The 21,077-nt window shown below is 63.9% G+C and carries 23 protein-coding genes; 11 read left to right on the top strand and 12 right to left on the bottom strand.

The window, feature by feature from the left end:
* Positions 1–19: 19 nt before the first annotated feature.
* Together NOV72_RS28685 and NOV72_RS28690 are read left to right on the top strand one after the other, a co-directional pair.
* The gene (locus NOV72_RS28685; protein WP_106857906.1) at positions 20–1,159 is read left to right on the top strand and encodes a hybrid sensor histidine kinase/response regulator; all 1,140 of its coding nucleotides are present in this window, start codon (positions 20–22) and stop codon (positions 1,157–1,159) included.
* A gap of 49 nt (positions 1,160–1,208) precedes the next feature.
* Complete coding sequence (locus tag NOV72_RS28690) at positions 1,209–1,505, top strand: acylphosphatase (protein WP_106857907.1); 297 nt, start codon at positions 1,209–1,211, stop codon at positions 1,503–1,505.
* Between the two features lies 1 nt (position 1,506).
* On the opposite strand, the gene egtD is transcribed toward NOV72_RS28690, so the two are convergent.
* Positions 1,507–2,475: an L-histidine N(alpha)-methyltransferase gene (gene egtD / locus NOV72_RS28695; protein ID WP_106857933.1), complete on the bottom strand. Its 969-nt coding sequence runs from the start codon at positions 2,473–2,475 to the stop codon at positions 1,507–1,509.
* A 360-nt stretch (positions 2,476–2,835) separates the two neighbouring features.
* Between egtD and rarD the strand changes: the two genes are divergently transcribed.
* Entirely contained in the window at positions 2,836–3,813 is a 978-nt protein-coding gene (gene rarD / locus NOV72_RS28700) for an EamA family transporter RarD (RefSeq protein WP_106857934.1), read from the top strand.
* Here the strand turns inward: rarD and NOV72_RS28705 are convergent, their stop codons facing one another.
* Together NOV72_RS28705 and NOV72_RS28710 are read right to left on the bottom strand one after the other, a co-directional pair.
* Entirely contained in the window at positions 3,814–4,317 is a 504-nt protein-coding gene (locus tag NOV72_RS28705; RefSeq protein WP_106857908.1) for an Mpo1 family 2-hydroxy fatty acid dioxygenase, read from the bottom strand.
* A 206-nt stretch (positions 4,318–4,523) separates the two neighbouring features.
* Entirely contained in the window at positions 4,524–5,198 is a 675-nt protein-coding gene (locus NOV72_RS28710) for a hypothetical protein (protein ID WP_245933194.1), read from the bottom strand.
* A 208-nt stretch (positions 5,199–5,406) separates the two neighbouring features.
* Between NOV72_RS28710 and NOV72_RS28715 the strand changes: the two genes are divergently transcribed.
* Both NOV72_RS28715 and NOV72_RS28720 read left to right on the top strand, forming a co-directional pair.
* On the top strand, positions 5,407–5,715 hold the full coding sequence (locus NOV72_RS28715) for a hypothetical protein (RefSeq protein WP_106857935.1): 309 nt from the start codon (positions 5,407–5,409) through the stop codon (positions 5,713–5,715).
* 98 nt (positions 5,716–5,813) lie between these two features.
* On the top strand, positions 5,814–6,173 hold the full coding sequence (locus NOV72_RS28720) for a hypothetical protein (RefSeq protein ID WP_106857910.1): 360 nt from the start codon (positions 5,814–5,816) through the stop codon (positions 6,171–6,173).
* A 101-nt stretch (positions 6,174–6,274) separates the two neighbouring features.
* On the opposite strand, the gene NOV72_RS28725 is transcribed toward NOV72_RS28720, so the two are convergent.
* The 3 genes from NOV72_RS28725 to NOV72_RS28735 all read right to left on the bottom strand — a co-directional run bounded on the left by NOV72_RS28725 (position 6,275) and on the right by NOV72_RS28735 (position 9,043).
* Positions 6,275–6,850 carry a lytic transglycosylase domain-containing protein gene (locus NOV72_RS28725; protein WP_106857911.1) on the bottom strand — a complete coding sequence of 192 codons (576 nt, stop codon included), beginning with the start codon at positions 6,848–6,850 and terminating at the stop codon, positions 6,275–6,277.
* Positions 6,851–6,955: 105 nt separating this feature from the next.
* The gene (locus NOV72_RS28730) at positions 6,956–8,365 is read right to left on the bottom strand and encodes a DHA2 family efflux MFS transporter permease subunit (protein ID WP_106857912.1); all 1,410 of its coding nucleotides are present in this window, start codon (positions 8,363–8,365) and stop codon (positions 6,956–6,958) included.
* Between the two features lie 123 nt (positions 8,366–8,488).
* Positions 8,489–9,043, bottom strand: coding sequence for a phosphonate degradation HD-domain oxygenase (locus NOV72_RS28735; RefSeq protein ID WP_106857913.1), 555 nt, complete (start codon positions 9,041–9,043; stop codon positions 8,489–8,491).
* A gap of 103 nt (positions 9,044–9,146) precedes the next feature.
* On the opposite strand from NOV72_RS28735, the gene NOV72_RS28740 reads away from it, so the two are divergent.
* Together NOV72_RS28740 and NOV72_RS28745 are read left to right on the top strand one after the other, a co-directional pair.
* A complete protein-coding gene (locus tag NOV72_RS28740; RefSeq protein WP_106857914.1) occupies positions 9,147–9,467 on the top strand; it encodes a hypothetical protein in 321 nt (106 codons plus the stop codon).
* Between the two features lie 76 nt (positions 9,468–9,543).
* On the top strand, positions 9,544–10,119 hold the full coding sequence (locus NOV72_RS28745; RefSeq protein WP_106857915.1) for a J domain-containing protein: 576 nt from the start codon (positions 9,544–9,546) through the stop codon (positions 10,117–10,119).
* A gap of 5 nt (positions 10,120–10,124) precedes the next feature.
* Here the strand turns inward: NOV72_RS28745 and NOV72_RS28750 are convergent, their stop codons facing one another.
* The 3 genes from NOV72_RS28750 to NOV72_RS28760 all read right to left on the bottom strand — a co-directional run bounded on the left by NOV72_RS28750 (position 10,125) and on the right by NOV72_RS28760 (position 11,429).
* Entirely contained in the window at positions 10,125–10,373 is a 249-nt protein-coding gene (locus tag NOV72_RS28750; RefSeq protein ID WP_106857936.1) for a hypothetical protein, read from the bottom strand.
* Between the two features lie 343 nt (positions 10,374–10,716).
* A complete protein-coding gene (locus tag NOV72_RS28755) occupies positions 10,717–11,109 on the bottom strand; it encodes a VOC family protein (protein WP_106857916.1) in 393 nt (130 codons plus the stop codon).
* Positions 11,106–11,429 carry a hypothetical protein gene (locus tag NOV72_RS28760; RefSeq protein WP_106857917.1) on the bottom strand — a complete coding sequence of 108 codons (324 nt, stop codon included), beginning with the start codon at positions 11,427–11,429 and terminating at the stop codon, positions 11,106–11,108. Before NOV72_RS28760 ends, NOV72_RS28755 begins: the two co-directional genes overlap by 4 nt.
* 244 nt (positions 11,430–11,673) lie before the next feature.
* Here NOV72_RS28760 and NOV72_RS28765 point away from each other — a divergent pair, with 244 nt between their 5' ends.
* From NOV72_RS28765 to NOV72_RS28775, 3 genes are all read left to right on the top strand, one after another.
* Positions 11,674–13,869 (top strand): SulP family inorganic anion transporter, encoded by a 2,196-nt coding sequence (locus NOV72_RS28765; protein ID WP_106857918.1) that lies wholly within the window; start codon positions 11,674–11,676, stop codon positions 13,867–13,869.
* A gap of 42 nt (positions 13,870–13,911) precedes the next feature.
* The gene (locus NOV72_RS28770; RefSeq protein WP_106857919.1) at positions 13,912–14,439 is read left to right on the top strand and encodes a DUF3280 domain-containing protein; all 528 of its coding nucleotides are present in this window, start codon (positions 13,912–13,914) and stop codon (positions 14,437–14,439) included.
* Positions 14,440–14,584: 145 nt separating this feature from the next.
* Entirely contained in the window at positions 14,585–15,649 is a 1,065-nt protein-coding gene (locus NOV72_RS28775) for a beta-propeller fold lactonase family protein (RefSeq protein WP_106857920.1), read from the top strand.
* 57 nt (positions 15,650–15,706) lie between these two features.
* Here the strand turns inward: NOV72_RS28775 and NOV72_RS28780 are convergent, their stop codons facing one another.
* On the bottom strand, positions 15,707–18,064 hold the full coding sequence (locus NOV72_RS28780) for a TonB-dependent receptor (RefSeq protein WP_106857921.1): 2,358 nt from the start codon (positions 18,062–18,064) through the stop codon (positions 15,707–15,709).
* 175 nt (positions 18,065–18,239) lie between these two features.
* Between NOV72_RS28780 and NOV72_RS28785 the strand changes: the two genes are divergently transcribed.
* Positions 18,240–19,262: a sensor histidine kinase gene (locus tag NOV72_RS28785; protein WP_106857937.1), complete on the top strand. Its 1,023-nt coding sequence runs from the start codon at positions 18,240–18,242 to the stop codon at positions 19,260–19,262.
* Here NOV72_RS28785 and NOV72_RS28790 read toward each other — a convergent pair.
* Both NOV72_RS28790 and pqqE read right to left on the bottom strand, forming a co-directional pair.
* Positions 19,190–19,882, bottom strand: a complete 693-nt coding sequence (locus NOV72_RS28790; RefSeq protein WP_106857922.1) for a response regulator — start codon at positions 19,880–19,882, stop codon at positions 19,190–19,192. The genes NOV72_RS28785 and NOV72_RS28790 overlap by 73 nt on opposite strands.
* Complete coding sequence (gene pqqE / locus NOV72_RS28795) at positions 19,879–21,075, bottom strand: pyrroloquinoline quinone biosynthesis protein PqqE (protein WP_106857923.1); 1,197 nt, start codon at positions 21,073–21,075, stop codon at positions 19,879–19,881. The genes NOV72_RS28790 and pqqE overlap by 4 nt, the downstream gene beginning before the upstream one ends.
* Positions 21,076–21,077: the final 2 nt, after the last annotated feature.

Below are 21,077 nucleotides of genomic sequence, written 5' to 3' on the forward strand. Positions count from 1 at the left end.
GGAAGCAAGGAGTCACCAGATGACGCAACCCATCCACGTGCTGATCGTCGACGACATCCGCAACAACATCACCGCGCTCGAAGCGTCGCTCGCGCGGCCGGATCTGTCGGTGCTGAAAGCCGAATCGGGACCGGCGGCGCTGGAGCTTCTGCTCAAGCACGAGGTCGCGCTCGCGATTCTCGACGTCAACATGCCCGGCATGGACGGGTTCGAACTCGCCGAGCTGATGCGCGGCAGTCCGCGCACCGCGCACGTGCCGATCATCTTTCTCACGGCGACGGCGCAGGACGCGAGCCGCACCTTTCGCGGCTATGAAGCGGGCGCGGTGGACTTTCTCTACAAGCCCTTCGATTCGCGCATCCTCAACTCGAAGGTCGATGTGTTCATCCAGATCGAGCGCCAGAAGCAGCAGCTCGCGACGCAACTCGCAACCGTGCAGCAACTGCTCGACGCGAACGAGATGCTGATGGCCGTGCTCGGTCACGACCTGCGCACGCCGCTGTCGGCGGTGATCGCGTCGGCGGAATATCTCGCGCGCTTCGTGCCGGACGAGAACGTCGCGAACATCGGCACGCGCATCAAGTCGAGCGGCATGCGCATGGTCCGCATGGTCGATCAGTTGCTGAACCTCGCGCGTCTGCGCGGCGGGCGCGTCACATTGCAGCCGCGCGCGGTGGAATTGATGACGCTTGCAAAGAACATCGTCGACGAATACGAGGCGCGCGTCGGCAAAGGGCGCATCTTCGTGCTGCGTCAGGGCGATACGCTTCTGCAAGGCGACGGCGATCTGCTTTCACAGGTGTTTTCGAATCTCATCGGCAACGCGCTGCAGCACGGTCTTGAAGGCTCGGCGATTCAGGTGCGGCTCGACGGCAACGCCGACGACGTGACCATCACCGTGCAGAACGCGGGCGAGATTCCCGCCGACGTCCTGCCGACGATCTTCGCGCCGTATCGCTCGGGCCGGCGTCAGCATGAATCGAGCGGGCTCGGGCTCGGGCTCTATATCACGCGCGAGATCACGCAGATGCACGGCGGCGACGTCGGCGTGCGCTCCGCGGCCGATTCCGGCACGGTCTTCGAAGTGACGCTGCCGCGCGTGCCGCATCCGCGTTCGGGCGAGCGCGCGGACGTGGCGCAGCCTTTCCGCCTGAGTTGAGGAGCGTGTCTACAATGCGGCGTATCGACATCTGAAAGGAGAAAGCACGATGCCAGGCCCGGATCTGGATACGAGAATCGAAACCTATTACGTGCGGGTGCGCGGCGTCGTGCAGGGCGTCGGCTTCAGGCATTACACGGTCAGAAAGGCGCATGCGCTCGGCGTGCGCGGCTGGGTCGCCAATCTCGACGACGGCTCCGTCGAAGCCATCGTGCAGGGCGCGGCCAATCAGGTCGATCTGATGCTGGAATGGCTGCGGCGCGGGCCGCCGCATGCCCGCGTCACCGACTTCCACAACGAAGAGCGCCACGTCGAGAAGCGTTACGAGCGCTTCGAGCAGCACTGAGTCATCGCGCGACCAGCAAACTCTCCGCGAATCGCCATTCCTCGTCGCGCCACTGATGCGTGCATTCGAAGCCCGCGTCGGCGGCGATCGGCGCGACTTCATCGGCTGCGTACTTGTGGCTGCTTTCCGTCCAGATCGTCTCGCCCTCGCGGAACTCGACGCGCAGGTCCGCGCCGCGCACGCGCACGGCCAGCGCACGCTTCGCGCGTAAATGCATTTCGATGGCGCGCGCATCCGGATTGAAGCGCGCGACGTGCTCGAAGGCATCGAGCGGAAAGTCGCCGCCGAGTTCGCGATTGATCCGCGCGAGCATGTTCAGGTTGAACGCGGCCGTGACGCCGATCGGATCGTCGTACGCGGCGACGAGCACCGGCAGCGGCTTGATGAGATCGGTGCCGAGCAATAGCGCGTCGCCGGGCTGGAGCATGCCGCGGATCGAGCGCAGGAACTTCGTCGCCGCGAGCCGCGCGAAATTGCCGATGGTGCTGCCGAGAAACAGCACGAGCAGTCTTTCGCCGTCCTTGCGCTTCGAACTGACTTCCGACAATCCCGCGAGGTAATCGCGCTCGTGTCCGACGATCGACACGCGCTCGATGTCGCTCAGTTCGCGCCGGCACAACTGCAAGGCGGTGCGAGAAATTTCAATCGGATGGTAAGCGGTGGGCTGCTTTTTACACAGCGCTTCGAGAATGAGGCGCGTCTTGCGGCCGCTGCCGCTGCCGAGTTCGGCCACCTGGATATCGCCCGGCATGGCCGCGACGATGTCCGTCGCATGCGCCTTCAGCACGCGTTCTTCGGCGCGCGTCACGCCGTATTCCGGCAGCGCGGTGATCACTTCGAAGAGGGCCGAGCCCACTTCGTCATACAGATACATCGAAGGCAATTCTTTTTGCGGACGCTTGCTGAGTCCTACGTACACGGCCTCTGCGAAGGCGTTGGAAAAGCGGGGCGACAAGGCAGGTTGAGTCATGACGTCTCCATCGATGCGGCGTTTTCTTCGCGTGCCGTCGTCGAACATGACGGCACGGCGCGTGTTGCTGCGGATGCAATGACGTGGGCGGCGGTGTTCCTACGTTGCTGCCGCCCGGACTTCCGGATTGGACCGACAAGGGTCGCCGATCATCGTGACCGGCTAAAGACAACTGCAAGTGACAGCGATCGAGCGGCGGGGTTCATGCGCAAATGCGATGCATGAAGGAAGCAAAAAGCGGGCACGTCCGGAAAATTTCGATTGAAGCGGGTTTTGAAAAAGACGCGCGCGCTGCGTTTAGAATGCGCGTTCACGTTTCGTTCGGCTTGCATTCACCTTCAGCGCGCAGCGCCTTTTTCGATGAATCAGCATGACCTCGCGCGCGGCATCGCGCTGTCCGTTGCCGCTTCCGCGCTCTTCGCGCTCATGTCCGGCTATACGACGTGGCTCGCGCCGCTCGACGGGCTCGACATCTTCGCGTGGCGTATCGTGTGGACATTGCCGGGTGCGCTCGCGCTCGTCGCGCTGCGCAAGCGCTGGCCGCAATTATGCGCGCTCGTCGCGAGGCTCGCCAAAACGCCGCATCAACTGCTGATGTTCGCCGCCGCCGCCGCGCTGCTCGGCGTGCAGTTGTGGATCTTTCTCTGGGCGCCATTGCACGGACGCGCGCTCGAAGTATCGCTCGGCTATTTCCTCCTGCCTCTCGCGATGGTGCTGCTCGGCCGCTTCCACTACGGCGAGCGGCTCGACCGTTTCCAGTGGGCGGGCGTCGCGGCGGCGGCCGTGGGCGTCGCGCATGAGTTGATCGTCACGCATGCGTTCGCGTGGCCGACGCTCGTCGTGATGCTCGGCTATCCGCCGTACTTCGTGTTGCGCCGGCGGCTCAACGCCGATCCGCTCGTGTCGTTCGCCGTCGAAATCATGCTGATCGCGCCTGTTGCCGCCGTCATGCTGATCGTGCGCGGCTCGTTCGCCGAGGTCGCGGGCGACCCTCGTCTCGGCTTGCTGCTCTTGCCCGGACTCGGCGCGTTGAGCACGATCGCGCTCGCGTCGTATCTGCGCGCGAGCCGTCATCTGCCGCTCGCGCTCTTCGGCATTCTCGGATACGTGGAGCCGGTGCTGCTCGTGGGCGTCGCGGTCTTGCTGCTCGGCGAGCCGTTTTCGGCGCGGCAACTCGGCACTTATGTGCCGATCTGGATCGCCGTCGTGCTGACCGGCGTGCACAGCGCGCGTCTTTTGATACGGGAGCGCTCGCGCAAGCGCGCTTTGCCGATGAGCGAGCATCACGCGAGTGTCGAGCATGAGACCGTCGCGGAGGAAATCGAGCGCGTGGACTGATCAACGCGCGGCGCGCGTTTCGATGGCGTCGTGCAGATCGCGCATGAGGCCGAGGCCGAACATAAACTCGACGAGAATGAAGAGCGGCCCGATCAACAAGCCGATGAGATCGTCGACGAAGGCGGGCTTGCGATGCTCATAGCGCACGTGCCCGACGAACTGAAACATCCAGCCGATCACGAACATGCCGATGCCGATCGCAAGCCAGCTTCCCGTGCTTTGCGACGCGGCCCATTGCCCGAACGCCGCGCTCAGCGCGGACACGATACCCATGCCGATGCCGAGCGGCACATCGAGCCAGAGATAGTAGAGCGTGGCAAGGGCGAACAGCACCCAGGCGGGCGTGAGCAAGAACGCGCCCGACAAGACGGGCCACGCGGGACGGCTCAGCAACGCGGCAATCGCGAGCACGATAAGCGGAATGCCGATGAAGTGCGTGGCGATATTGCGCTTGTCGCGATGATATTCGGCGTACCGCGATAACTGATCGGTCAGCGTGCGCATGTCGGGCGTCTCCTTTCGTGTTCTTTTATTTCACGAATGATAAGCCGCGCGGCGATATCGGCAAGTAGAGCATTTCCTTTAGTCGCGCGGAAATCCTTCGACTAAAGCGGACGCAAAAAAGGCGAGCCCGAAGGCTCGCCTGATTCGAACGCACTGGCTTGTTGATATGCAATGCCCAGTGCGCGATGCGATAACGCCGGCCTCCCTTACTTCTTCGCCGCGTCCACCTTCGCATCGGCGGCCGTCTTGTTAGCGTCGCTTTGCGCCTCGACTTTTTCCTTGTCGGCCTTCGCTTGCGCCACGTTGGCATCCTTCGCTGCATCCTGCTTCTTTTTATCGGCCTTGGACTGCGCAGCATGCTTCTTCTTGTCGGCTTTCGCCTGTGCCTTGGTGGCATCACCGCGGGCGTCGGAAGCCTGTTCCGGCGTGGTCGCCTGCGCTACCTTCGCGGCTTCCTTGTTGGCGTCGGCTTGCGCCGATGCCTTGTCCTCGTTCGCCGATGCCTGCGCCTTCGCGGCATCGTGCTGTGCGTCGGCCTTCTTCTTGTTGGCGGTCGCCTGAGCCTCGGCTTTTTCGTTGTTTGCCTTCAGTTGCGCTTTGCCGGCATCGGTTGCGGCGGTTTGCGCGAATACGGTGGTGACGAGCATGGCGGATGCGAGAGCAGCGACGATCTTCTTCATGGTTTGAAACTCCCTTGATCTCTTCTTTGAGGACACGTGGCACGCAGTGCGCCGCGTTGACGATGAAAACGCCGCGTCCGTCGAATGAGTTGACATCGTTCTGGTGACAAACGGTAACCAGTGGCTAGCAAATGAAACCGCATGCGGTAAAAGCGGAGTGCGTTTCTGGAATGTGATGGATCGGGTTACCGGCCAAGGCATAAAGCCTGTTACGTTTAGCCGAATTCAATTCTATTTGTAACGACGCTTAGGGTAATTCGGTATCCAAATCGAATTGCTTTGCTCGTGCCTTTGAGGCGCGCTATTTGTAATCGTTGAAATGCAAGGTTACCAATCGCTGCAGTTATTTCTTAGCTGTCCGCTTAAGATGATTTCCATGAACCCGACCAAACGGGAATTGGAGAAGCTCATGAAGCGCGCAGCACTTGTCTTGTTGATGATCGGCAGTTTGACGGTGGCGGGCGAGGCGTCGGCGCATGGATACGGCGGCGGACATCGCGGCGGCGGTGGCGGTAACGGCGGTGCGATCGTCGGCGCGTTGATTGGCGGCGCCGTGCTGGGTGCGCTGGTGACGTCCGTCGCGAATGCACAGCCTGCGTATGCGCAACCCGTGTATCAGCAACCCGCGTACGCGCAGCCGGTTTATGCACAACCGGCACAGCCGCCTGGCTACTGCTACGACAACTATCGCGGCGCCTATGTGCCCTGCGGTTATTGATCCGGCGCCACGCGCGGCACGTCCCTTGCGCTGATGCGGACACGGTCGTCGCATTCAATGATGCGCAACGGCCGCCACGCAACCTTGGGAGACTTGCAATGAACGCGACGACGAAGAAGCTGGTGATTTCCGCGCTGATGCTGGGCTTGTCCGGCGGTGTCTATGCGCAGGCGGGCGGCGGCGGTGGCGGCGGAGCCGCTGCGGGCGGTTCGATGGGCGCAGGCGGCAACGGTTCGTCCGGGTCCGGCTCGGCGGCGGGCGGAAAGGGCGGTGGCGTCGGCATGGGCGGCGCCGGGGTGGGCGGATCGCAAGACGGTTCGACGGGCACCGGCGTCAAGAGCGGAATGGGCAACGACGCGACCAACGGCATGAGCCAGGATCAGGGCACCGTCAAGCGCAGCGCGCCGAACAACGGCAACATGAATTCGGGCGGCACCGGCGGCCAGAAGAGCTATTGAAGTGGAAAAATGCAGCGTGCCTGCGGGTGCGATCGCCGCGGCGTCATCGGGACGTGAAAGCGGCATCCGCCTGACGGCGGCGCGCATGAATCGACGGTTGCTTATTGAGCGTTCGCCAATGCCGTATCGACGGATGCAGCCGGTTCGAACGTTTTCACACGCAAGTTGACCTTTTCGGCGTAGGCGCGCGAGCCGCCGTAGCTCTTCAGCGCGGCGTCGACATCGCCCTGGGCGGATTTCACGTAGCCGTGCAAGATCGCCGAGCCGGTCTCGATGTTGTCTTCGGGGTCGGTCAAATCCACGTTGCGCACGAGCTTCTTGTGCGCCGACGGCACCACTTGCATCAAACCCGTTGCGTTATTCGGTCCTCGCGCCGTTTCCTTGAAGCGCGATTCGATCGAGATGATGGCGAGCAGCAGCGCCGGCGGAAGCGAATATTTCGATGCCGACGACATCACCGCCGCCGCGATGGTCTGTGCCTTCTCCCGCGCCACGCCGAATTTCCGCGTGAGCATTTCCGAAATCTTGTGATTGGCCTGCTCGGACTTCGGGTCCGGCTGGGCGGCGGATTGCGCGGCCGCTTCGCTTGCGGCGAACGGGTTTTCCTGGGCCAGCGCGGTGTGCGCGGCGCTCAGCGAAACGGCAAGGGCGGCGAAGATAGGAAGAAAGCGGCGCATCGGACTGTCGGATCAAAGCGGAATCGCATTATATCCAGATGAAAAACCCTTGTGGATCATGGACTTGTCTTAAATCTGATGTTTCATTTTACGAATCGGAATGAATTACGTGCGTTCCGCCCGCTTCGCCGATGGCGCCGAAATGCCCTCGCCGGCGTCTTCCGAGAGGCGCGCGAACATCGGCAATGAGGCCAGGACGACGAGCGCCGTCACGATGAATCCGCATGCGAGTTGCCAGCGCTCGGTGTGCGCGTTGCCGGAAATAAGCATCGTCGCCTGGATCGTGCCGGCCGCGACCGTCACGCCGACCGCCTTCATCAACTGCTGCGCGGTGCCCTGAAACGAGGTCGCGGCGGCGAGGCGCGGCTTGGGCACATCGGCGAACGCGAGCGCGCCCATCGTCGCGAAACTGAGCGAGCGGCCGAGCCCGCCCAGCAAAAGCAGCAGGAAGATCGCGATGGCGGGCCACGCCTGCGACATCGTCGAGCAGACGAGCAGCACCGTCGCGAACACGACGCTGCCCGTGCACAGCACCGTGCGGACCGAAAAGCGCCGCAGCGCGAGCGCCGTCATCGGACGCATGCAGAAGGAGCCGAGCGCGCTCGCGAACGTGACGAGACCGCTCGCGGTCGCGCTATAGCCGAAGCCCGTCTGAAGCGTGAGCGGCACGAGAAAGGGCAGCGCGCCCGCGCCGGCGCGAAACAGGCTGCCCGCGACCGTCGCCGCGTGAAAAGTCGGGATCGACAGCAGCGAAAAGTCGATGGCGGGATTCGCCACGCGGCGGCAATGCAGCACCGTCACGCGAAACAGCAGCAGCCCGACCGCGGCGCAGATCCACGGCACGCCGGCGGGCAGCACGCCGCGCCCCGCGCTCTCGATGCCGATCATGAACAGACTGAGCGATGCGCCCGACAGCAGCATGCCGCGCAGATCGGGCGGCGTCCGCACGTCGGGCGGCGACGGCGGCAGCAGCTTCCACGTGAGCAGCAGGCCCGCGATGCCCACCGGCACGTTCACCCAAAAGATGCTGCGCCACGAGAGCGCGTCGGTGAGAAAGCCGCCGAGCGGCGGTCCGAGCAAGGGGCCGACGAGCGCGGGCATCGTGAGCCACGTCGTCGCCAGCAGGAGTTCTTCGCGCTTGACGCCGCGAAACAGGATCAGGCGGCCGACGGGCACCATCATCGCGCCGCCGAGACCCTGGACGACGCGCGCGGCCAGCAATTGCGGCAGATTCATCGCGGCGGCGCACGCGACGGACGCCAGCGTGAACGTTGCGATCGCCCACATGAACACGCGGCGCGCGCCGAAGCGGTCGGCGATCCAGCCGCTCGCGGGGATGAACACGGTCAGCGCGACGAGATACGCGGTGATCGCGCTGGACAAATGCACGGGATCGACCTGGAGATCGCGGGCCATCGTCGGGATGGCGGTCGCGACGATCGTGCCGTCCATGTTCTGCATGAAAAGCGCGCTCGCGACGACGGCGGCGGTGATGCGAAAGTTGCCGCCGTTCACGGTGCGTCGCTCGCTCGCGCGCCGGAGGCTTGCCGAAAGACGTATCGAGCTGGGAATTTTTGCATGGCGCACAGTCTAGCGCGTTACGCCATGCGACGTTTTCCGCTGAATCGGCGTCTGCGATCAGCGCGGCGCGAGTGCGATGCGCGCGGCCATGTCCATGAAATGGGGCAGCGGCGGCGTGACGCGATGCGCGTCCTTCGCTTCGTCGTCCCAGCGGCGCAACGCGATGGCGTCTTGCGCGTAGGGCTTCGCGAGAAACGTCTGCGCGGCTTCATCGTCGAATACGCCGCCTTGAAGTTCCAGGCTGCGCACGGAATCGGCGGACAGGCGCGCGTGATACGACGCATCGATTGCGCACAGGCAGCGCTTCGCGTCGACGTGCAGCCGGATCGGTTCGAGCACGGCGTCGGAGAAGAGCGGGCGCAGGAAGGGCAGCGCGTAGTACTGATGCAGGTCGTCGATGCCGCGCTCGGTCGGTGTTTCGCCCTGCTGATTCAACAGGTGCCCGAGGTCGTGCAGCAATGCCGCGACGGTCAGTTCGGCGCTCGCACCCGCCGCCTCGGCCAGCGCCGCGCTCTGCAACGCGTGCTGCAACTGAGTGACCGGTTCGCCGCTGTAGGCGATCGAGCCGTGTTTGTCGAAGAGATGACGGATGTCGTCGAGAGTAAGTGCCATCGTAAGAAAAGGGTCGAACGGTTATGCTGAAAGCGGGAAAACGCGCAAATCGTCGCCGGGTTGTGTGACGGAATGATGGCTACGCACAAATCGATACAATGCCATGCCTTTCTACTTCAGCCGACGCTCCGAATTCGCCGGACTCGACCGCGCCGCACGCCGCGATGTGCGTCGTATCGCGTGGCATTTCGCGCAACGCCACTGGACGCTGCATGCGCCGGCGTTCGCATGGATCGTCTTCGTGATGTTGCATACGCGCTATCACGTCGTACCGGAGCGGCGCGATTATCTGCTCGTCACGCTGGCGATTTTCGTGCTCGCGGTAATCAATATTCGGCTACACATGTCGCGCTATCTGAAGCCCGCACGCGCCATGTTCGACGTGCTCGGAAGCGCGGCCGCACGCGTAATAACGGGCCGTTAGCCGCTCATGTTGCGATGCGGCATCGATCGTTCTTGCGTGCTACCATGATCGGCGACCCGTATCCACCGAACGCACGATGGCAACGCTATATCAGACGCTTGGCGTAGACGAGCACGTCACCGTAGACGAAATCAAACGCGCGTATCGCAAGGCCGCGATGCGCTGCCACCCCGATCGCAACGTCGGCAACGAAGACGCCGCCCGCGCGAAGTTCCTGGAGATCAAGGAAGCCTACGCAATTCTCTCCGACCCCGCGCAGCGCGAGGTGTACGACCGCATCTATGCCGAAGAGATGCGCCGCTGGGAAGAACGCGTGCGCCAGGAAGAAGCCGAACGCGAAGCGCGCGAGGCGAAGGAACGTGAAGCGCGCGAGGCGCTTTATGCGGAGCGCGTATCGCTCGCGATGCGCTTTGCTTCACGAGGTCATAACCGCGACGTCGTGTTCGGCGTGCTGCTCGGTGCGCAATGCGAGGAGCCTGTGGCGCGCCAGATCGCGGACAGCGCCATTGCGCTGCATGAATCGCGACAGGCCAAGGAAGAGAAAGAAGAGCGCGTATCAGAAAAGCAGGAAGAGAAGGAGCCTGCCAGCGCCGATGCGGCGAATCCGTTCGGCGCGATGTGGTTTCAGTTGCTCAACAACCTTCGTTTCTAAGCGGCTCAGGCCACGAGTCTTTCACCGCGCATGTTGTTCTGCTTTGGCGCAGGCGGATAAACGCACCAGTGGCCGTCATCGTGACGGAAGAAGAACAGCGCTCTCGCCGCCGCGCCGTGCAATGCCTCGACACACACATAACGGCGCCCGTCGGAACGTGTACGGCTGAACTGTCTTACATGCACCGGCATGCTGCCCGGCGCGAGCCATTTTTCGACCTGGTAACGAAGGGACCGCTCATTCGCGCTTTTCATTTCAGTCTCCTGCGGCATTCATGATCGGGTTAACGGCCTGACCTGCCGATGTTTGAAGCCCGATACATGAAAACCCTGCCGCAACGCATCACGTTCTTCACAAAGCACTTGAACTCTACGCCTGGAATCCGTAGCAGTGCCCGTTTTTGCGAAATAGCAACAGCGAGCTTCCATGCGTCTTTCGCCATGCCCCGTTCATGAAAAACGCGTATCGCCGGTGAACCCATCGTCGTAGAACGCGATGCCCGGGTATGTGCGCGATCGGTCATATGAAATGGCCGATGCGTACGCTACCCGTCACTTGCGGGAGAAGCGAATCCCGTGCCTGTATCGAATGAATGAATCAGAGCGGACGCGCGAAGCTGAGTTCGTGGCCGTCCGGATCGGTGAGATGGAAATAGCGCTCGTTCCAGGGCGCATCGCGCGGCGCGAATTGCGGCGTGATGCCATGCGCCAGCGCCTTCCGATAGAACGCGTCCACATCGGACACGTAGATGATCGCGCGGCCCCAGAACCGAATCGGGCCGTGCGTTTCGCGGGTGAGATTGAGAAATGAACTGCCGAGCGCGAACGAAGTGAAGGCCTCGTCCGCGCCGCCATGCACGATGCGAAACCCGAGCGTTTCATAGAAGCGCACCGCGCGCGGCATGTCCTGCGTCGCGAGCGTGAGCGCGCTCAGGCTTTCGGCGTGCGCCTCGTGATCGGGCGAGGGCGGCTCCATGCTTTCGTTCGTCATCCCGGATGATGCTGATGCGACACGAGCGGCAGCACCGAAAGATCCGGATGCGTGCCGTCGACGATACTCTTGCCGATATGCCGCGCATCGTCGACGGCGTCTTGCGCGCTCTTGTATGCGTCTTCGCCGTCGGCGTGAAAATGCACCGCTTCACCGGGAATGTCCGCGTTCGCGCCGGGCCTGCACACGTGGCCGATATACACGTAGCGATCCGCCTTGCCCGACGCCGCGTGCTCGGGCGCCGGCTTCAACAGCGGCTGCACGTGAATCTCGAACCCTTCGTAGTCGAAAACGTGCCACTGAGCGGGATCGTCAGGCATGATCGCCTCCTTGGTGTAGTGTTCGCTCGCGTCGATTAACGTTACTCCGTTTGACGCGATGAATCCACCGCGAACGGCACTCAAGTCAGATGAAAAACGCGTTCGACCGGATTTGACAGCGTCTTCGCGCGCAGCGGATACTTTTTGGCGCGCATTGCGTTCGAGCGCATACGTCTGCCGTTTTCCCGCATCGGGAGGCGCCCTGAAGCCAGCCACGACACCCCGCACGGTACTCGCGCGCGCCATGCCGCGCGCGGCCGCGCTCGTCGGCGACATCACGGCGGGTACCGTGTCCACGCTCATGATGCTGTGCTACGCGATGAGCCTCGGCACGCTCATCTTCAGCGCCGATCTCGCGCGCTATGCCGAGCTCGGCGTGCCCACGGCGCTCGTGAGCTGCATCGTCACCGCGTTCGTGATCGCGCTGACGAGCTCGATGCGCATGAACATCGGCGGGCCGGACAGCAACGCGACCGCGTTTCTCGTCGGCGTCGCGGCGGGCGTCGCGAGCAGCGTGCGCGCGAACGGCGGCTCGCCGACGGAAATCCTGCTGACCGTGCTCGTCGCCATCGCGCTGTGCTCGCTCGTGACGGGCCTCATTCTTTTCGCGATCGGTTCGTCCCGCCGCAGCCGCTCGCTGCAATTCCTGCCTTATCCCGTGATGGGCGGCTTTCTCGCGGGCACCGGCTACCTGCTGATCGCGGGCGCATTTCGCGTGCTGACGGGCGTCGCGCTCGACTGGCACACGCTGCCGCGCATCGCGCAACTGCACTGGCTCGCATGGGCGCCCGCGCTGTTCGTCGGCGCACTCGCGACGATCCTCGCGCGCACCTGGCGGCACGCGGCCGCATTGCCGATCACGCTCGCCATCGGCATCGCGCTCTTCTATGCGCTGCTGCGCGCCGCCGGCATTCCGCCCGACGATGCGCGCGCCATGGGCCTCCTGCTCCAGCATGTGCCGGCGCACGCGCTGCACATTCCCGAGCTGCATTTGCCGTCGTCGCTTGCGCACGGCGAGATCGACTGGCGCGCGATCGTCGCGCATTTGCCGGAGACGCTCATCGTCACGTCGGTGTCGGCGATCACGATCATCATGAACTCGACCGCGATGGGCGCGGCGACCGGGCAGGACATCGACCTGAATCGCGAGATGCGCGCCGCGGGCCTCGCGAATATCGCCAGCGGTCTGCTCGGCGGGATGGTCGGCTATCAGTCGTACAACCGCTCGATGCTCAACGCGCGCGCCGGCGCGACGAGCCGCGCGGCGGGCGTGTTCGCCGCGCTCGCGTGCCTGTTCGTGCTGATCGCGTCGCCCGATCTCGTGTCGCTCTTTCCGGTGCCCGTGCTCGTCGGCATGCAGATCTACATGGGCTTGCGGCTCATGATGGACTGGCTCGTCGGCGCGTATCGCAAACTCTCATGGCACGAATATCTGCTCGTGCCGCTGATCCTCGCGGTGATCGCGTTCTATGGCGTGATCGCGGGCGTGGTCGCGGGCGTGGTCGCGGCGTGCGTGACGTTCGCGCTGCTCTACGGACGCGCCGGTTGCGTGCGCATGGAGTTCGACGGCCGCACGCGCACCTCGAATGTCGAGCGCAGTATCGAGGAGACGCGCTTTCTGATCGATCGCGGCGATGAAATCTGCGGCGTCTGTCTGCAAGGTTTTCTCTTCTTCGGCTCGGCGAATTCGATGCTGCAGCGCGTGCGCGAGCGCATTCGCTCGCACGGGCCGCGTCCGGTGCGTCATGTCGTGCTCGATTTTGCGTGGACCAACGGCATGGACGCATCGGTGTCGCTCGCGTTCGTGAAGCTGCGTCAGGCGTGCGCGGCGATCGGCGCGGATCTCGTGCTGACCGCGTTGCCGCACAACTCGCGCGCGCTGCTCAAGCGCACCGGCGCGCTCGCGCTCGGCATCCGCGAGTTCGACACGCTCGACGCGGGACTCGAATGGATCGAAGCGCAGCAGCTCGCCACGCTGACGCGCGCGCTGGCGCCGCGTATTCCGTCCGGCGATTTCCGGGCGATGCTCGCGCCGCATTTCACGGCGCGCGCGTTGCAAGGACTGAGCGATCTGCTCGACGTATGCGATATCGGCGCGGGCGAGGCGCTCTTTCGCCGCGGCGACGAGGGCGATGCGCTCTATATCGTCGAGGAAGGGCGCGTGACCGTGTCGCTGCCGCTCGCGGACGGCCGCTCCGTGAGATTGCGCTCGTTCGGGCCGGGGACGATCATCGGCGAAATGGCGGTGTACACGAACGCGCCGCGCAGCGCCGATGTCTTCGCCGACGAGCCCGCGCGCCTGCGGCGTCTCACGCTCGCGGCGTTGCGCAAGCTCGAACTCGAGGATCCGCTGACCGCGCAGGAATGGCATCGCTTCGTCGTGAAGATGATGGCATCGAGGCTCGCGGTCGCGGACGAGGCGTTGCGCGCGGCGTCCTGATCGCTGCAACATGTTGAACGGCACATCGACGAGGCCACGACCATGATCCACACGCTGCGCGCGATGTTGGTTGTCACGCTTGCCGCCGTCGCGAGCGGCGCGCCTGCGCAACACGCGCCGCAATCGATCGCGATGCTCGATTGCACGCTCATCGACGACAATGCCGCCTACAACGACGCGGAAATCGACCGCATCCAGGCCGAGCGTCTCGCGATGGTGAGCGGCGCGTTGCGCGACGATCTGCGTGCGCGCGCGCTCTTTCGCGTCGCCGACAATGCGCAGGCGAGCGATCTGATCGCGTCGCTGAAAAGCACGCAGGACATGAGCGCATGCAACGGCTGCGAACGGCGCGTGGCGAAACAACTCGGCACGTCGCGCGTCGGCGTGTGCTGGGTGCAGAAGATCAGCAACCTCATTCTCAACATGAACCTGCGCGTCGAAGATGCGGACAGCGGCGCGCTGCTCTTTCAGCGCTCGGTCGACATACGCGGCAACACGGATCTGTCGTGGAAGCGCGGCGCGAAGGCGCTCGTCGATCTGCTCGCCGGCGATCCCTCCGCGACGCGCTGAATTCGGGAATTTCTCCCGGCCGATGCCGTTGCCACGGCGCCTCCGATTGGGCTAAGTTGGACTTGCAGACGCGCGCGCCGTGCGATCCGCCGCGCGCGTGCGCCCGAAAACTCGAACAAGTCGAACGAAACCGCTGGAGACGACCATGCAAGTCAGATTCAAGGCGGCGCGCATTGCCTGCGCGTCGGTGCTCGCGTCATCGCTCGCAGTCGCCGCGAGCTTCGCGCACGCCGCCGCGCCGACCGCCTACGTGACGACCGAGAACGCTGGCGTCGGCGTGATCGACCTCGACAGTCTCTCGCTTTCGAAGACGTGGGACGTGGGCAAGGACGGCCCGCGCGGCCTGTCCTTGAACAAGGACGGCACGCGCCTTTATGTGGCGAACAAGGCGACGAGCGACCTTTCCGAGATCGATACGTCGACGGGCAAGGTGGTCCGGCGCGTGAAGGTCGGCAAGAATCCGGAGTTCGTGCGCGTGTTCGGCGGCTATGTGTATGTGACGTACGAACCGGGCGAAAACGGCGGCCCGCCGAAACCGGGCGAACCGGAAAAGGATGACGACGACCCCAACTCGCCGCCTGCCGAAATCGCCATCGTCGATATGAAAACGATGAAGGTCACGCATTCGGTCAAGAGCGGCCACGAAACCGAGGGCGTCGAGTTCTCGCCCGACGGCAAGCTGATTCTCGTGACCAACGAGGGCGACGACACGGTGTCGGTGTATCGCGTCGGAACGGGCAAGCCGGTGCGCGAGGTGAAGCTCGACAAGGGCTCGCGTCCGCGCGGCATCAAGGGATCGCCGGATGGCAAGCACTATGTCGTCACGCTGGAAAATGCGAACAAGTTCGTCGTGCTCGACGGCAAGAGCCTGAAGACCGTGAAGACCGTCGACACCAAGACGGGCCCTTACGGCGTGTCGTTCGATCCGTCGGGCAAGCGGCTCCTGGTCGCGGCATCGCGCGACAAGACCTTGCAGATATTCGATGGCTCGACCTATGAGCACATGCAGGATGTGCCCGTCGGTCAGCGCTGCTGGCACTTCAGCTTCACGCCGGACGGCTCGAAGCTGCTGCTCGCGTGCGGGCGCTCGAACGCGGTCTACGTGCTCGACGGTTCGGACTACAAGGAGGTCAAGCAGATCGGCGACCTGCCGCTCGCGTGGGGCATCGTCACGTATCCGCCGAGCGCGGGGTCGATCGTGGGGCGTTGAGCGGCCGGGACGCGCCGGGCCATCCCGGACGGCCTCGACGCGTGCACCCGGGCGGCATCACTTCCACGCGTACCGCATGCCGACCCATACCCCGCGCGGCGCGCCGACACCCAGAAACTGCTCGTTGACCGTATCGCCGCCGTTGAACGTATGGTTCGGCCCGTTGAAGAAGTTTTCGCCCAGAATCGCGAAGTTCGCGTAGCGCTTGTTCAGCAGGTTCTTCACCGTCGCATAGACCTGCAGTTGCTTGGTCACGTTGTAGGTCGTGTCGAGATCGATCAGGAAATAGCCCGCGACGCTGCCGTTCACGTCCTGATTGTTCTCGTCGCCGCGCGCGAAAATATTGCTGCGATACGTGAGATTCGTGCCGATGTTCCAGCGCGCAATCGGGTTGTAGTCGATGCGCATCTTCACCGTGTTCGCGGGAATGCCCGGAATGCGGTCGCCCGAATGCACGGTGATGTTGCCGTCGTCGTCCGCGCTCGAATTGCTCCCGCTGCTTTCGGTCCATGTCGATCGATACGTCGCGTTCACGTAGCTATAGCTCGCCGCGACGCCGACCGGTCCCCACTGCGTGCGGCCCGCGAGTTCGAAGCCCTGCCGCCGCGTCTTGCCGACGTTCTGAAAATACCCGAGCGTGCTCGCCGCGCCCTGGCTGCTGACGAACTGGATGTCGTCGGTGAGCGTCGTGCTGTAGGCCGCGGCGCTCCACGTCGTATGACTGCCGATGCGCCCGCGCGCGCCGATTTCGAACGTCTTCGAGATCACGGGCTTCAGGTCCGGGTCCGCGATGAAGTCGTTGGGCAGCGAGCAGGGCGCGGCCGGGTCCGCGCACGCGAGTTCGATGGCCGTCGGCGAGCGCATGCCTTCGTTGTACGTCGCGTAGGCGGTGAAGTACGGCGTCGGATTCCAGTTGAAGCCGACAGCCGGATTGAAGCGCGAAAACGTGTGATTCCCGTCGAGCAGCGGTTGCACGCCGCTTTCATCGCCGATGGTCGCCTTCGCCCAGTTGTAGCGGCCGGCGAGCGTCATCGACCATTGCTCGTTGAAGGAGAACGTGTTCTCGAAGTAGATGCCCAGATTCGAGTTGTGCGTCTTCGCGTCCGTGGTCGGCGCGAAAGGACCGGTGCCGATGGTCGCGCGGTTTTCTTCGAATTCGGCCGGCTGCTCGGCCTGACTGAAGTGCGAGTTCGCGAAGTCGCCCGCCGCGCCGATGATCAACTGGTTGTCACGGCCGAACAGCTTGTTGAGCAGCGTGAGCTGCAGGCTCGCGCCATAGCTGTCCGTCACGATCACCGACTGGTCGTTGAAGGCTTGCGTGAGTTCGTCGGGATCGTCGCCGTCCGGGTCGAAATCGTCGTTGACGTTCGAACTCACGTTCTTGTTGCGATAGTGCCGGTAGTACACGTTGCCGCTCAACTGAATGTTCGGCGTGAAGTAGTGCTCGGCGTTGATCGTCAGATAGCCAACCTGATTTTCGTTCGTGTCGGGAAACGTATAGGCCTGACGGAAGTTGTCCATGAACGAACGCGGAATCGTCTGCGAGCCGTTCAGCGTGTTGTCCGCGCCGCCCATCGAAACGGAGATCGTCGTGTCGGCGTCGGTGTAGCGGATCTTGCCGAACGCCTGGCGCAACTGGCTCGAATTGTGATCGGCCCAGCCGTTGTCGTTCGTGATGTTCGCAGTAAAGTAGTAGTCCAGATGATCGCCGATCACGCCGCCCTGCTCGATTTGCGCATACTTGCGCCCGAACGAGCCGAAGCCTATGTCGACGTTGCCGCCCGGATTGCTGCGGCCGTTCTTGGTCGTCACGGCGACCGCGCCGCCGAGCGTGTTCAGGCCGAAGGTCGGGTTCGAGCCGGGAATGATCTGCATCGTCTGGATCGCGGCCTGCGGAATCAAATCCCAGTTGACGACATCGCCGAAGGGCTCGTTGATGCGCACGCCGTCCATGAACACCGACAAGCCCTGCGGCGTGCCGAGCAGCGGCGAAGCGGTGAAGCCGCGATAGTTGATGTCGGTCTGCCACGGATTGCCCTGGGCGTCGTTGGTATCGACGCTCACGACGTTCTTTTCCAGGTAGTTCGTGATCGTGGGCGTATGTTGCGCCTCGATTTCCGAGCCCTTGATCGTCTGCACGTTCGCGGGCACTTTTTCGAGCGGCGTGCCGACACCGACGAGCGGCGTCGTCCCGACGACGATGATCGTGGGCAACTCCGCGTTCGGCGGCGCGGCGGCCTCCACGACCGGCGCGGCGGCGGATGCGGCGGCGGGCGCTTCGGCGGTATCGGCCGGCGGCGTTTGCGCCCACGCGGCCACGGTCATGCTCGCGAACGCGCTGCCGAAGACGAGCCGCAGCCCTGCTCGGGGTTTGAACGGATGCGCGGGCGCCAACTTGCGCGGCATGCTCTTCATCGTCGTCTCCTCTTATAGTTCGAACCACGCGTCGGGAATGTTTCTTTCAATGAAAGCGTCGCATAAGAATGAAACCGTGGACCGGGAGCTTTTCCCGATCGCGCAGGGAAGCGTTCCCAATTGCGTTCCGGCTACCGCACCGCACGATGACGCCGTGCGTAGAATGCATTCCGTGATGCCATCCGAATCCCTGCCCTCTCTCGCGAAAGACGCTGACCGTCGCGCGCCGCGCTCGCCGGCATGGCGCGATCTGGCCTGCGTGATCTCGATCACGGTCATCGCCGGCGCGCTCTTCGCGCGCTTCGACTTCAGCGAGTACACGTTTCGCCTCACGCGCAGCGCCGAGCGCTTCCAGCTCGACGAATTGCCGCCGACGCTCGTCGTGCTCGCGGTCGGCTTCGCGTGGTTCGCGTGGCGGCGTTATCGCGAGGCGCAATCGGAAGTGCGGCGGCGGCGCGTGCTGGAGGAAGAAGCCGAGCATCTGCTCGCGGAGAACCGGCGGCTCGCGAGCCAGGCGCTCGCCGCGCAGGAAATCGAGCGCCGCCATCTCGCGCGCGAACTGCACGACGAGCTCGGCCAATACCTCAACGCGATGGCCCTCGATGCGGGACGTATCCGCGATCTGTCGGCGGGGCGCGAGCCGGAAGTGCATCGGCTGTCGCTGTCGCTGATGCAAAGCGCGACGCACGTGTATCGCGAGATCGGCGGAATGATCCGCAAGCTGCGTCCCATCGGGCTCGATGAATTCGGCTTGCCGACCGCGCTCGAACATTGCATCGACGGCTGGCGCGAGCGCTTGCCCGAGGCGACCTTCACGCTCGCCGTCAATGGCGACTTCGACAATCTGAGCGATGCGCTCAACATCACGCTCTACCGGCTCGTGCAGGAAGGGCTCACGAACGTGTCGAAGTTCGCGCGGGGCGCACGCGTGGAGATTTATCTGGCGCGCGCGCCGCAGGAAATCCTCGTGACGATGGCCGACGACGGACCGGGCGTCGATCTCGCGAAACCGCGCGAAGGACTTGGCCTGATCGGCATGCGCGAGCGCGTCGAGGCGCTCGGCGGCGAGTTTCACATCGCGAGCGAACCGGGAGCAGGCTTCCTGTTTTGCGCGCGCGTGCCGGCTCAGGCGGGGCTGCCGTTGCCGACTTCGGTTCCGAACGAAGCGGCGGCGGACGAGGCGAAATCGGCGAAATGAAGGCCCAGGCGATTCGCGATTTGCGCGAGCTGCACGCCGTTGTCCGCGCCGAACTTCTGCCGGATCACCGATTGATGATTCGCGACCGTCTTCTGACTCAAGCCCAGCTTTTCCGCGATGCTCGGCAGCGTATAACCCTGCACGAGCAGACGCAGCACTTCGAATTCGCGCGCCGATAGCTGACGTCCTTCCTGAATGCTCGTGCGCAACGCGAGCGCTTGCGAAACGTCGGGACTCAGATACGAAATGCGCCGCGCGACGGATCGCACCGCTTCGACGAGCACATCGGGCGCGCTCGCCTTCGTGACATAGCCGCGCGCGCCGGCGTCGAGCGCGCGCCGCACGAAGATCGCTTCCTCGTGCACGCTGAAGATCAGCACATGCGCATGCGGCTCGCGCGCCAGCATGCGCCGCATCGCCTCGATGCCGCTCGCGCCGGGCAGCGCGAGATCCATCACGACGACATCCGGCTGCAACGCGCAAAACTTCTGATACGCCTCGGCCGCATTCGCCGCTTCGCCGGCGACGTTCACATCGGGACTCAGTTCGAGCAGACGCTTGTAGCCTTCACGCACGACGGCGTGATCGTCCACGAGCAGCACGGAGATGTCGGCAATCATGGCTTGTCTTCTCCTTCTTCTGAACCATTTTCGCGGGCCTGCGCGGCGATGCGTTTCGAGTTCGCATCGTTGCGGAAGACGATGGGTTGCTCCTGCGGTTCCTGCCTTGTCGATGCCGCGCGCACCACTTCGATCACGCGCTCGTGATGCGGAGACTTGTCGCACACCGGGTCCGCATTCGCGGGGTCTTGCGTCAACAGATACGCCTGACAGCGGCAGCCGCCCATGTCGATGGCTTTCTCGTCGCAACTGCGGCACGGCTCCTTCATCCAGCCGAAGCCGCGAAAGCGATTGAACGCGTCGCTCTCGTACCAGATGTCCTTGAGCGGCATCTCGGTCACGTTCGGGAACGTGAGGCCCGGCAGCGAGCGCGCCGTGTGGCACGGCAGCGCGGCGCCGTCGGGCGCGATGCCGAGAAACACCGAGCCCCAGCCATTCATGCAGCGCTTGGGCCGGCGCTCGTAGTAATCGGGCACGACGAAGAAGATCTTGCACGTGTCGCCGATCTCATTGCGATAGCGTTCGACGACGGCCTCCGCTTCGTCGAGCTGCGCTTTCGTCGGCATGAGCTGCGCGCGGTTCGCATGCGCCCAGCCGTAGTACTGCGTGTTCGCGAGTTCGAGATATTCGGCGCCCATCGCGAGCGCCATATCGATGATGCGTCCGATATGCGGCAGGTTATAGCGATGCAGCACGCAGTTGAGCACCATCGGAAAGCCGTGCGCCTTGATGAGACTCGCGACGCGCTTCTTGTACTCGAAGGTCTTCGTGCTGGATAGAAAGTCGTTGAGTTCCTGCGACGAATCCTGAAACGAAAGTTGGATGTGATCGAGCCCGGCGTCCTGCAACGCGCCGATGCGTTTCTCCGTCAGGCCGATGCCCGACGTGATGAGGTTCGTATAGAAGCCGAGTTCGCGCGCAACGCCCACGAGCGTTTCGAGATCGTCGCGCAAGAGCGGCTCGCCGCCCGAGAAGCCGAGTTGCGCCGCGCCCAGCGCGCGCGCCTGACGCAATACGTCGATCCATTGAGCGGTATCGAGCTCGCGCGTGTGATCGGCGTAGTTCACCGGGTTGTAGCAGAACACGCAATGCAGCGGGCAGCGATACGTCAATTCCGCAAGCAGCCACAGCGGCGGCGCAATCGGCGCGTCGTCGTGCGCGGGCTTTGCGATCGGTTCGGACAAGTCGGTCATGA

It is taken from the genome of Caballeronia novacaledonica, assembly GCF_900258035.1.
Classification (GTDB): Bacteria; Pseudomonadota; Gammaproteobacteria; order Burkholderiales; family Burkholderiaceae; genus Caballeronia; species Caballeronia novacaledonica.

What these genes read in the sequence shown, in the direction of transcription:
- NOV72_RS28760 (WP_106857917.1), bottom strand. Translation starts at nt 11,429, where the DNA reads ATGCCTGACGATCCCGCTCAGTGGCACGTTTTCGACTACGAAGGGTTC.
- NOV72_RS28770 (WP_106857919.1), top strand. Translation starts at nt 13,912, where the DNA reads ATGATCCACACGCTGCGCGCGATGTTGGTTGTCACGCTTGCCGCCGTC.
- NOV72_RS28780 (WP_106857921.1), bottom strand. Translation starts at nt 18,064, where the DNA reads ATGAAGAGCATGCCGCGCAAGTTGGCGCCCGCGCATCCGTTCAAACCC.
- NOV72_RS28720 (WP_106857910.1), top strand. Translation starts at nt 5,814, where the DNA reads ATGAACGCGACGACGAAGAAGCTGGTGATTTCCGCGCTGATGCTGGGC.
- rarD (WP_106857934.1), top strand. Translation starts at nt 2,836, where the DNA reads ATGAATCAGCATGACCTCGCGCGCGGCATCGCGCTGTCCGTTGCCGCT.
- NOV72_RS28710 (WP_245933194.1), bottom strand. Translation starts at nt 5,198, where the DNA reads ATGCCTTGGCCGGTAACCCGATCCATCACATTCCAGAAACGCACTCCG.
- NOV72_RS28725 (WP_106857911.1), bottom strand. Translation starts at nt 6,850, where the DNA reads ATGCGCCGCTTTCTTCCTATCTTCGCCGCCCTTGCCGTTTCGCTGAGC.
- pqqE (WP_106857923.1), bottom strand. Translation starts at nt 21,075, where the DNA reads ATGACCGACTTGTCCGAACCGATCGCAAAGCCCGCGCACGACGACGCG.
- NOV72_RS28705 (WP_106857908.1), bottom strand. Translation starts at nt 4,317, where the DNA reads ATGCGCACGCTGACCGATCAGTTATCGCGGTACGCCGAATATCATCGC.
- NOV72_RS28785 (WP_106857937.1), top strand. Translation starts at nt 18,240, where the DNA reads ATGCCATCCGAATCCCTGCCCTCTCTCGCGAAAGACGCTGACCGTCGC.
- NOV72_RS28790 (WP_106857922.1), bottom strand. Translation starts at nt 19,882, where the DNA reads ATGATTGCCGACATCTCCGTGCTGCTCGTGGACGATCACGCCGTCGTG.
- NOV72_RS28690 (WP_106857907.1), top strand. Translation starts at nt 1,209, where the DNA reads ATGCCAGGCCCGGATCTGGATACGAGAATCGAAACCTATTACGTGCGG.
- egtD (WP_106857933.1), bottom strand. Translation starts at nt 2,475, where the DNA reads ATGACTCAACCTGCCTTGTCGCCCCGCTTTTCCAACGCCTTCGCAGAG.
- NOV72_RS28750 (WP_106857936.1), bottom strand. Translation starts at nt 10,373, where the DNA reads ATGAAAAGCGCGAATGAGCGGTCCCTTCGTTACCAGGTCGAAAAATGG.
- NOV72_RS28685 (WP_106857906.1), top strand. Translation starts at nt 20, where the DNA reads ATGACGCAACCCATCCACGTGCTGATCGTCGACGACATCCGCAACAAC.
- NOV72_RS28735 (WP_106857913.1), bottom strand. Translation starts at nt 9,043, where the DNA reads ATGGCACTTACTCTCGACGACATCCGTCATCTCTTCGACAAACACGGC.
- NOV72_RS28740 (WP_106857914.1), top strand. Translation starts at nt 9,147, where the DNA reads ATGCCTTTCTACTTCAGCCGACGCTCCGAATTCGCCGGACTCGACCGC.
- NOV72_RS28775 (WP_106857920.1), top strand. Translation starts at nt 14,585, where the DNA reads ATGCAAGTCAGATTCAAGGCGGCGCGCATTGCCTGCGCGTCGGTGCTC.
- NOV72_RS28755 (WP_106857916.1), bottom strand. Translation starts at nt 11,109, where the DNA reads ATGACGAACGAAAGCATGGAGCCGCCCTCGCCCGATCACGAGGCGCAC.
- NOV72_RS28745 (WP_106857915.1), top strand. Translation starts at nt 9,544, where the DNA reads ATGGCAACGCTATATCAGACGCTTGGCGTAGACGAGCACGTCACCGTA.
- NOV72_RS28715 (WP_106857935.1), top strand. Translation starts at nt 5,407, where the DNA reads ATGAAGCGCGCAGCACTTGTCTTGTTGATGATCGGCAGTTTGACGGTG.
- NOV72_RS28765 (WP_106857918.1), top strand. Translation starts at nt 11,674, where the DNA reads ATGCCGCGCGCGGCCGCGCTCGTCGGCGACATCACGGCGGGTACCGTG.